This window comes from Micromonospora craterilacus, assembly GCF_003236315.1.
Classification (GTDB): Bacteria; Actinomycetota; Actinomycetes; order Mycobacteriales; family Micromonosporaceae; genus Micromonospora; species Micromonospora craterilacus.
In genome coordinates this window covers 1-6246 of record NZ_POTY01000322.1, presented here as the reverse complement: position 1 = coordinate 6246, position 6246 = coordinate 1, and the positions used below count along the sequence as shown (strand labels likewise).

Genomic DNA, 6246 nt, shown 5'->3' with positions numbered 1-6246 from the left:
TGTGGCGATGGCGCGTTCGCCACGAGCACGGATCCGCGCGTGTGCCCGGTTGACCGTCTTCTGCCGGCGTGACAGCTTCGGCCGGAAGCGGCGCCGCTTGAACGGCGTACGCACGCTGCCTCGGGCGCCTTGGTAGCCCTTGTCGGCGAAGGTCATCACGTCCGCGCTGGTCAGTGCGTCGATGATGCCGTGGGTGCGGGCGGCGGTGAGGTCGTGGGTCGAGCCCGGCAGCGCCGGTGAGGCCCACACGAGCCGGCCGGCCGGGTCGGCGATGACCTGCACGTTCATCCCGTGGCGCTTGTGCTTGCCGGAGTAGTGGGGCTTCTGGTCCGCTACCCGGTCGATTGGGATCAGGGTGCCGTCCAGGATCGCGTACGCCAGGCGTCGAATGCGCCGCATCGCGGTGGCCAGGTCCTCAGCCGCTGCGGCGAGCAGCACGATTGCTTCCTGCACGTAGCGCCAGGCGGTGGCGACACCGACGGCGAATCCGGCCGCGAGGCGGGTGTAGGTGTCGCCGTTGCGCAGGTGGGCCAGGGCGAGTAGCGCCTGTCGCCCAGGGGCGAGGCGTCGCCACCGGGATCGATGCTGGCGGCGGTGCGCTCGGATGCGGTCGGCGAGGTGGTTCAGGGTGCGGCTGGACAGCGGGATCGTGGAGGGGTCAGACAGCACAGGCGAGGCTCCCGGTCGGGGCATCGGATCTTGGTCGACTGCTGTCTTACCTGGAGCCTCGCCCTCATCGATCTCCGGGCCTGCCGCACCCCCTCCGACCTGCAAGATCAGCTTGGAAAAGGCTCACTGGAACCCGTACGCCGACAGCGAGTTCGACGCGTCGCTGTACGAGCAATTGGCGAGCGATGCGAACCTCACCAGGCAGGCCGAGATGGACGCCGCGCTGCTGCGTCCGACCGTCTGGACGCCTTGCGGACTCGCATCGGCGTGCAGCTGAATGACCAGACCTGACCAGCGGAGCAGCACGGCACATCGTCCGAGTACGCCGTGGGCCACAGCCCGCTGTGCCGGCAGAAAGAGATTGATCTCGACGGCTGTCGGGGCTGGCCGACGAGGCTGGCCTTTCCGACGGACTCGGGCACAAGTCGAGCGTCCTGCGCCCGAAGGTCGTCTACCACGAACGGACCGGCCCGGCCCGGGTGGATCTCCTGGCGCCTGTTCGCCCAGCCGGCATCCCGCCAACTCGCGTAGTCCGGCCCGTCGTTGCCGCTCAGGCGGGCTATGGGTTGGCGGGCCGGTTGGGTGTGGTGTGGGGGTGGAGGCCCGCTGAGGACGGTGATCGGGCTGGTGCTCCGTCGGTGCTCGGATGTATCCGACTGCACCGGCACAACCGGAACACAACCAGCACAGCGGTAGACAGGACCACTCGGAGCGGATCGACTTTCTTCGGTCCATTGCGTAGACCAGCCGAAACGCTGCGGCTCGCCAATGGATTTAGCGCACATGAAACGTCTCGACCGACCTACGGATCAGTGCAGTGGTCAGGAAGCTCCACGAATACGGTGTCCGGTACGGCATCGAGCCCGTTATCGACATCAGACCGCTCGGAGGGTGACGTGTACGAGTTCCATGGTTGGTTCCGTCTCTCGCAGACCACGGAGGAGTCGGACACCGGTCAACTCGACGCCGTCATCGATGAGCTGAACGAGTTGGTGGCCGGGTTGGACTTTCCGACGAACGTCTCGGCGGAGGTGACCGTACTCAACGGGGAGTACTACCTGCTCCTGAATGGGGTGGCCAACCGGCGTCGGGACGAGGCGGTGGGGATGCGCCAGGTGCTCCAGTTCGTCGCAGGACGGCTGCCGGGGTCCTACGGCCTTCTCTACGAGAAAGATGAGGAAATGCCCGTCCCTCCCGGTCCGAACGCGTTCCGGGTGCACGTCATGGCGCGGGGTGAGATCACCGAACGCCTCGATCCGTTCCTGTCACCCATCCGTCCCGTTGTCGAGGACTGATCGCCGGGCTGATCGCGGTGCGCCTCATAGCCTCGATCCACCGACCCGGTTGGCGGCGATCAATCGTTGATCATTTCGACCCGGTGTGAGTCGGTGGGTGTGCGGTAGCCGCCGATCGTTGGTCGGCCTGCTCCCGTTGCAGCGACGGGGACGGTGTTCGTGTGGTGCTCCGATGGTGCTCGGATGTTCGGCACCTAATCAGCACGGGCGCGACTGTTCCAGCATCGCAGCAGTTTCACCCCCGCCGACCGTGGCGTCCCGTCGGGCGCAGCGCCTGGACCAGCAGAAACGAAACACCCCTCCGTCTGGACGGAGGCGGCTGAACCGGTACGTTATGGGAGTCTGCGACAGCTTTAGAGATGCTTTGCCCGGCTCCGACTACGGATCAGAAGGTTAGGGGTTCGAGTCCCTTCGGGCGCGCAACGCGATCAAGGCCATGGCCAGCGGAAACGCCGGTTGCGGCCTTGACTCTTTCCCGGAATAGCGCGGTCTTCCAAATGTGGGAGCTGGGTGCTCCGTTGGTGCTCCGAAGTTCGAGTGCCGTTTGAGTGGCGGTTCATGCGCGTGGGGTGCTGACCAGTGCGTTTGCGTGCCGCTCAGTCTGGATCATGGTTGAGGTGTGTGTCGGCCGAGCGCCGGCGAGTGTCTACTGTGGCTGGTTTGTCTGACCGCAGCCCGGACTCACGGCATCATCGAGGCGCTGACCAAGAACGACGTGATGACCTTCGCCGACAAGGGCTACCAGGGTGCCCGCGGCGGCGTGCGCACGCCGTTCAAACGGCGCCGCTTCCGGCCCACGCTGTCACGCCGGGAGAAGGCCGTGAACCGGGCCCACGCGAAAATCCGCGCCCTTGGCGCACGCGCCATCGCCACCCTCAAGACTGGATAATCCTGACCAAGTTGCGCTGCTGCCCACACCGCCCGACCACGATCGTGCAGGCCATCCTCGTCCTGCGCCACGTCGAAACCAACCGCCACCCAGGATGAAGAAGGCTCATGGATAGTGGGCGCGGTCCCGTGCGTCTGTGGTGGTGAATGAGGCGTACCGGACGGAGCTGAGCGGTTGGACGACAAGGCGAGAGCCAGGTTCGGCGAGTTCGCGCAGAGCCGGACCGCCGCCCTGATCAGGGCGGCCTACCTGCTCACCGGCGACCAGCATGCCGCCGAGGATCTGGTGCAGTCGGCGTTGGCCAAGACGTACGTCAAATGGCCGACGATCCGGCACGAGGACCCCGAGGGGTACGTGCGCGCGGTGATGTACCGCGAGCGGGTCAGCTGGTGGCGGCGCCGGGGACGACTACGGGAGACGCTGGTCGGCTCGCCGGTCGAGCGGGAACACCCGGACGACAGCGGCCATGCCGACCTGCGGCTGGCCATGCGGGCAGCCCTGCTGCGCCTTCCCGTGGCGCAGCGCGCGGTGCTGGTCCTGCGGTACTACGAAGACCTGCCCGAGCGACAGGTGGCCGAGGTGCTCGGCTGCTCGGTCGGGACGGTCCGCAGCCGGACCCACCGGGCGGTCAGTCGGCTGCGTGAGGTGCTGCCCGGTGCCGAACTCGTGCTGGAGCTGAAGCGATGAACACCCCGATCGACGACCTCATCCGATCCGCCCTTACCGATCTTGCCGAGGAGGCAGTTCCGATGAATCTGGCAGATTCCGCCGTCGCTCGGGCGCGCAGGCGTCGTACCCTCACCGTCTCGGTGGGGGTGGCGGGAGTCGTCGCCGCCCTCATGGTCGGCACGCCGCTGGCGTTGGCGGCGGTGAACCGGGACGCCCCGCCGCCGTCCGCTCCCGCCGACCGGTCGCCGGTGGACCCCAGTCCTGTCCCGTCCCCGCCGGTGGATCCCAGTCCTGTCCCGATGAGTCCTGTCCCGTCCCCGCCGGTGGACCCCAGTCCTGTCCCGATGAGTCCTGCCCCGTCCCCGCCGGTGGATCCAAAGGGTCCGGGCACGGGTTCGTAACTCCAGGACCGTCAGCATGCGGTGCCGCCCTGGACGGGAGTCGGCCACCGCCGGGCTTGCCGGACGGATCGTCAACCATCCGGCAAGCCCGGCGTCGGCGGCGGGCCCAAGGTCCGCCGCCGACGCGCCGTCCGGAATCCGTGCCGCAGTCGACGATGGCAGGCCCGGCAACACCACTTCCAGCGGCGACGCCTACAAGTGCCGCAGCCCGGTAGCAGGCCGTGGTTCAAGGTCCGGCTGGACAACGAGATCAGAAGGTTAGGGGTTCGAGCCCCTTCGGGCGCGCAAGATCATAGAGGGCCTGGCCTGCGGAAACGCGGGCCGGGCCTTTTGTGTTGCCTGGCCGGTGTGGACGGTGGGTGTCACGTGGATGCGATGTGGGTGCGGCCGTCTGCTGTCTTTCGCCGTGCTTGGGCTTGCTGACCTGCGTCTTCGCTGTGGTTGCGGGGTGGGACACCTGTTTTGGTCGGCGGTTGGGCCGGTTCGTCCGGGCCTTGTCTTGGATCCCTTCGGCCACGGTGCGCATCACTGCCTGGGTGCCCAGCTCGCCCGGATGGAGCTACAGGTCGGAATCGGCACCATTGTCGCCCGGTCGCCTGAACTACGGATCGCCGTACCCGAGCCGGAGCTGACCTGGAAGAGCGGGCTGATCGTCCGAGGTCTCCGGTGACCCAATGAGCACCGGCTGGCGGATCGAGGTCGACGCACGGCGCTGCATCGGGTCGGGCGGCTGCGTCGGCTTGGCGCCGGCCCACTTCCGGATGGAGTCGGGCCTGGCCACCCCGATCGCGGCGGCCGTCGAGCCGCCCGATGTCGTTCTCGTCGAGGCGACGAACCGGGCCGGGCCGGCCTGCCGCGTCGCCAGGTGCGTCAAGCCTTCCGGGCCGATCGCCGACCGAAAAGCTACCGGTTGCTGCCTGAAACTACCGGTTGAAAATCATCGATTCTTCTGCCAGCCTAAAGCCATCGATCGATGTGATCGTTAACATTACTTCCAGTCCTTGGAGGCGCCTCACGCGACCATCAGGCCCACCCACCTGGCAGGCGTTCCAGCCACCATCTGGTGCCCAACGCCCGCAACCACTTCCCGGCGGGGCCCTGGGTCCAACCCTTTACCTGCTGGTCAGGTGGCCCGAGCTGACCCGCTCCGGGCTGACGTGAGTCTCGGCCCGGTCGGCGGACTCGACATCGTGGGTCGCCGTCATCTGCGCATGGCCTCCCACCCAACAACGACAGAGATTTCCAATCCCACCAGTGGAGGATCAGCATGATCTCCCGGACCCGTCCCTCCGGGCGTCGACTTCGAACGCTCTTTGCCTCCGGAACTGCCGCGATAGTTGCAGTCCTCGTCGTGTCGCTGTTGCCTAGTCTCGCCCAGGCGGCCGAAGCCACCCTCGGTGCGGCTGCGACCCAGTCTGGCCGGTACTTCGGTGCCGCGGTGGCGGCGAACAAGCTCGGCGACGGCGCGTACACGACGATCCTGAACCGCGAGTTCAACAGCGTCACTCCCGAGAACGAAATGAAGATCGACGCGACCGAACCGCAGCAGAACAACTTCACATTTGGCAACGCGGACCGGATCGTCAACCACGCTCTCTCCCGGGGCTGGAAGGTCCGGGGTCACACCCTGGCCTGGCACTCGCAGCAGCCCGGCTGGATGCAGAACATGTCCGGCACGGCGCTGCGCAACGCGATGCTCAACCACGTGACCCGGGTGGCGACCTACTACCGCGGCAAAATCGACTCGTGGGACGTGGTGAACGAGGCCTTCGCCGACGGCAACAGCGGCGCCCGGCGCGACTCGAACCTGCAGCGCACCGGCAACGACTGGATCGAGGCCGCGTTCCGGGCCGCACGCTCTGCCGACCCGGGCGCCAAGCTCTGCTACAACGACTACAACACCGACAACTGGACCTGGGCCAAGACCCAGGCCGTCTACAACATGGTGCGCGACTTCAAGCAGCGTGGCGTGCCGATCGACTGCGTCGGGTTCCAGTCGCACTTCAACGCCAACTCGCCGTACAACAGCAACTACCGCACCACGTTGTCCAGCTTCGCCGCCCTCGGCGTCGACGTGCAGGTCACCGAGCTGGACATCGAGGGCTCCGGCACCACGCAGGCCAACACCTACCGCAGCGTGGTCAACGACTGCCTCGCGGTCCCCCGCTGCAACGGCATCACCGTCTGGGGCATCCGCGACAGCGACTCGTGGCGCTCCGGCGGGACCCCGCTGCTCTTCGACAACAGCGGCAACAAGAAGCAGGCATACACGGCCACGCTTGACGCACTGAACAGCGCCGGCCCCGGGCCTACGCCCACCCCC

The 6246-nt window shown here is 67.2% G+C and carries 7 protein-coding genes and 1 pseudogene; 7 read left to right on the top strand and 1 reads right to left on the bottom strand.

The features are described 5' to 3' along the window. A partial coding sequence (locus C1I95_RS31075; RefSeq protein WP_111219293.1) for a transposase family protein occupies positions 1-669 on the bottom strand: 669 nt, incomplete at its 3' end. A gap of 112 nt (positions 670-781) precedes the next feature. On the opposite strand from C1I95_RS31075, the gene C1I95_RS35490 reads away from it, so the two are divergent. The 7 genes and pseudogenes from C1I95_RS35490 to C1I95_RS31045 all read left to right on the top strand — a co-directional run. Beyond that, positions 782-946: a hypothetical protein gene (locus C1I95_RS35490; protein WP_158566507.1), complete on the top strand. Its 165-nt coding sequence runs from the start codon at positions 782-784 to the stop codon at positions 944-946. Positions 947-1565: 619 nt separating this feature from the next. Next, complete coding sequence (locus tag C1I95_RS31065; protein WP_111219291.1) at positions 1566-1964, top strand: Imm7 family immunity protein; 399 nt, start codon at positions 1566-1568, stop codon at positions 1962-1964. Between the two features lie 664 nt (positions 1965-2628). Beyond that, positions 2629-2951 (top strand): annotated as a pseudogene (locus C1I95_RS31060) (transposase family protein); the annotation flags it as partial. A 76-nt stretch (positions 2952-3027) separates the two neighbouring features. Further along, positions 3028-3540 carry a SigE family RNA polymerase sigma factor gene (locus C1I95_RS31055; protein WP_111219289.1) on the top strand — a complete coding sequence of 171 codons (513 nt, stop codon included), beginning with the start codon at positions 3028-3030 and terminating at the stop codon, positions 3538-3540. A gap of 753 nt (positions 3541-4293) precedes the next feature. Then, positions 4294-4593 (top strand): cytochrome P450, encoded by a 300-nt coding sequence (locus C1I95_RS37395; RefSeq protein WP_111219287.1) that lies wholly within the window; start codon positions 4294-4296, stop codon positions 4591-4593. Between the two features lie 4 nt (positions 4594-4597). Next, a complete protein-coding gene (locus tag C1I95_RS35000) occupies positions 4598-4909 on the top strand; it encodes a ferredoxin (RefSeq protein WP_146605913.1) in 312 nt (103 codons plus the stop codon). 281 nt (positions 4910-5190) lie between these two features. Beyond that, positions 5191-6246: glycoside hydrolase family 10 protein (locus C1I95_RS31045; RefSeq protein WP_233513994.1), on the top strand; the 1056-nt coding region annotated here is incomplete at its 3' end.

What these genes read in the sequence shown, in the direction of transcription:
- C1I95_RS35000 (WP_146605913.1), top strand. Translation starts at nt 4,598, where the DNA reads ATGAGCACCGGCTGGCGGATCGAGGTCGACGCACGGCGCTGCATCGGG.
- C1I95_RS37395 (WP_111219287.1), top strand. Translation starts at nt 4,294, where the DNA reads ATGCGATGTGGGTGCGGCCGTCTGCTGTCTTTCGCCGTGCTTGGGCTT.